We start from the raw sequence: 2,832 nt of genomic DNA on the forward strand, positions 1-2,832 counted from the left end.
CCGTACCCGGCACCAGCACCGGCACCGGCACCGGCACCGGCACCGGCCCCACCCGACCCCGCACCGCCACCCTGACGCGTACCCCCACCATGCCCGCCCCCGGAACCCGCCCCCGTCGGCCGTGTGCCGGTCGCCTGGGGTGAGGCGTCCGCGCTGTGTCCCCCGGCACGTGTGCCGTTGACCCGGTGTGCTCCGGCGGGCGGCTGTGGGCCGTCGGTGCTCGGTGTCGTCCGGGGGCTCGCGTGACGGGGACCCGGCGTGCCGTGCGGTGGTGTGGTAGGTGACGCGGCCCTCGGTACGGCGGTGCCGTCCGTCGGCCGGGGCCCCGCCGTCGTCGTAGCGGTAGGGACCCGCCCGGCGTCTCCCAGGAGGGCCTGCGGCACTACCAGGATCGCCTGGACCCCGCCGTAGATGTTGTTCTGGAGGCGCACCCGGATTCCGTGGCGGCGGGCGAGCTGGGAGACGACGAACAGGCCGATCCGGCCGTCGGCGAGGAGGCGGCCGACGTTGACCTGGTCGGGGTCCGCCAGCAGCGCGTTCATGCGGGCCTGTTCCTCCGGCGGCATGCCGAGCCCCCGGTCCTCGACCTCGACCGCGAGGCCGGAGGTGACGAGGTTGGCGCGCAGGAGGACCTGGGTGTGCGGGGCGGAGAAGACCGTGGCGTTCTCGACGAGCTCGGCGAGGAGGTGGATGACATCGGCGACGGCGTGCCCGCGGAGGTCGCCGTCGACCGGGGGGACCAGCTTCACGCGGGAGTACTGCTCCACCTCGGCGATCGCGGACCGCAGCACCTCGGTCATCGACACGGGATGGCTCCACTGGCGGCGCGACACCGCGCCCCCCAGCACCGCGAGGTTCTCCGCGTGCCGCCGCACCCGCGTCGCGAGGTGGTCGACGTGGAAGAGCCCCTTCAGCAGGTCGGGGTCCTCGATCTCGTTCTCCAGCTCGTCGAGGAGCAGGATCTCCCGGTGCACGAGGGACTGGAGGCGCCGCGCGAGATTGAGGAACACCTCCAGTTTCTGTTCGCTGCCGGTCCGGCTGGACAGCTGCGTCGCCTGGACGACGGCCGCCACGGCCCCGTCGTGCGCACGGGCGAGATCCGCCGCGAGCAGCTCGAACTCGTCGGCGTCCCCGGGCGGCAGCCCCCGCGTACGGCGCTGGGGCGGCGCCTCTCCGCGCCGTAACGCCTCGACCAGCGCCCGCAGATCGGCCTCGCCGCGCGCGGCGGACCGGCGCAGCGCGTCGAGCCGGTCGGTCACGGACCGCGCGGTGCGCCCCGCGGCGACGGCGGCGACCCCGATGCCCACTCCGGTGACGACGACCGCGCCCGCGAGGACGGCCCACAGGGTGGGTCCGAGGCGGACGCCGGTGGCGCGCACGGTGAACAGCACGACCGCGCACGCGCCGAGCGCGACGGCGGTCGGCGGCAGTACCGCGAGCCGCAGGAGGTGCGGCCGTATGTGGGTCTCGGCCGTGCGGGCGACCGGTCGTCCGTGCCGTCCGCCCTCACGGCGGTCTGCGCGTGCGGCGGGTGCGCGGAGGTGCGACATCCGTGTCCTCGTCCTGATCCGTCGGGTCCCTGGCTGTGCGGCGACTCACAGTAGTTGCCAACGAGGCATGCACGGCGGGCAGTTGGCGAACTCCTGCGGCAATCGTCCCGCTCTGGTATGAGCGCTCGTACGCCTGCCCGATAACCCGTCACAGGCGGGTGTCACGTAGGGAAAAGAACTGATCAGAGGCGGTCTCGAACGGTCCCACACGGAAGCCGGAACCCTCGCCCGGACGTCGATCACTCAGCGTGTTCGTTTTGGCCAACGAAAAAGCCGGGGCGGGCCCCGAAAGGAACCCCGCCCCGGCGTACGACCGGCCGGTCTCAGCCCTCGCCGACGAGCCCCAGGTCGTCCCGCGACACCGTCGGCACCGGCCACTCCTTCTGAAGCGGCGCCGAGACGCTCCGCCACCAGGCCCGCGTCGGCAGCTCACCGCCGGGTTCGAAGGGCTGGCCGGGGATCGGTACGGCGACGGCCTGGCCGACGGCCTCGCCCGCCGCCAGCGTCCACTCCCCCGGCTCCGCCCACGGGTGCTGCGCGAGGTTGAACGTGCCCCAGTGGATCGGCATCATCACGCCGGACGGGGCACCGCCCTGGAGGTCGAGGTGGGCGCGCATGCCCTCCTCGGGCGTCATGTGGATGTCCGGCCACAGCGGCGAGTACGCGCCGATCTGGATCATCGTGATGTCGAACGGGCCGTGCGCGGCGCCGATGTCCCGGAAGCCCTCGAAGTAGCCGGTGTCGCCGCTGTGGTAGATCCGGTGCTCGGACCCGGCGACCGACCAGGACGCCCACAGCGTGTGCTGCGTGTTGCGCAGGCCGCGTCCGCAGAAGTGGCGGGCCGGGGTCGCGGTCAGGGTGAGGCCGCCGACCTTCGTCTCCTCGTGCCAGTCCAGCTCGCGCAGGCGGTCCGCCGGGACGCCCCAGTGCTCCAGGTGCGCGCCGACGCCGAGGGGGACCGCGAAGAGGGTGTCCGTACCGGCCAGCGCCTTGATCGTGGGCAGGTCGAGGTGGTCGTAGTGGTCGTGCGAGATGACGACGACGTCGACCGGGCCGAGGGCGGCGAGCGGGAGCGGTACGGGGTGGAGGCGCTTGGGGCCCGCGAAGGGTACGGGGGAGCAGCGCTCGCCCCAGACCGGGTCGAACAGCACGCGGTGGCCGTCGATCTCCGCGAGCACGCTGGAGTGGCCCATCCAGGTCACACGCAGGCCCGTCGCCGGGGGCTTGGCGAGGTCGGCGAGGGTCGTGGCGTGCACGGGGATGGTGCCGGAGGGGGCGCGGT

2 protein-coding genes are annotated in these 2,832 nt (G+C 73.7%); both read right to left on the bottom strand.

Translation table 11 applies throughout. The annotated features are described in order from the left end of the window. Window positions 1-1,550 (bottom strand): sensor histidine kinase (locus tag AOK24_RS37810; RefSeq protein WP_276206882.1); only part of this gene is annotated, 1,550 nt, incomplete at its 3' end. A 323-nt stretch (window positions 1,551-1,873) separates the two neighbouring features. Further along, on the bottom strand, window positions 1,874-2,832 hold a 959-nt coding region (locus tag AOK24_RS37815), incomplete at its 5' end, for an MBL fold metallo-hydrolase (RefSeq protein ID WP_055724464.1).

Source organism: Streptomyces niveiscabiei, from assembly GCF_001419795.1.
Lineage (GTDB): Bacteria > Actinomycetota > Actinomycetes > Streptomycetales > Streptomycetaceae > Streptomyces > Streptomyces niveiscabiei.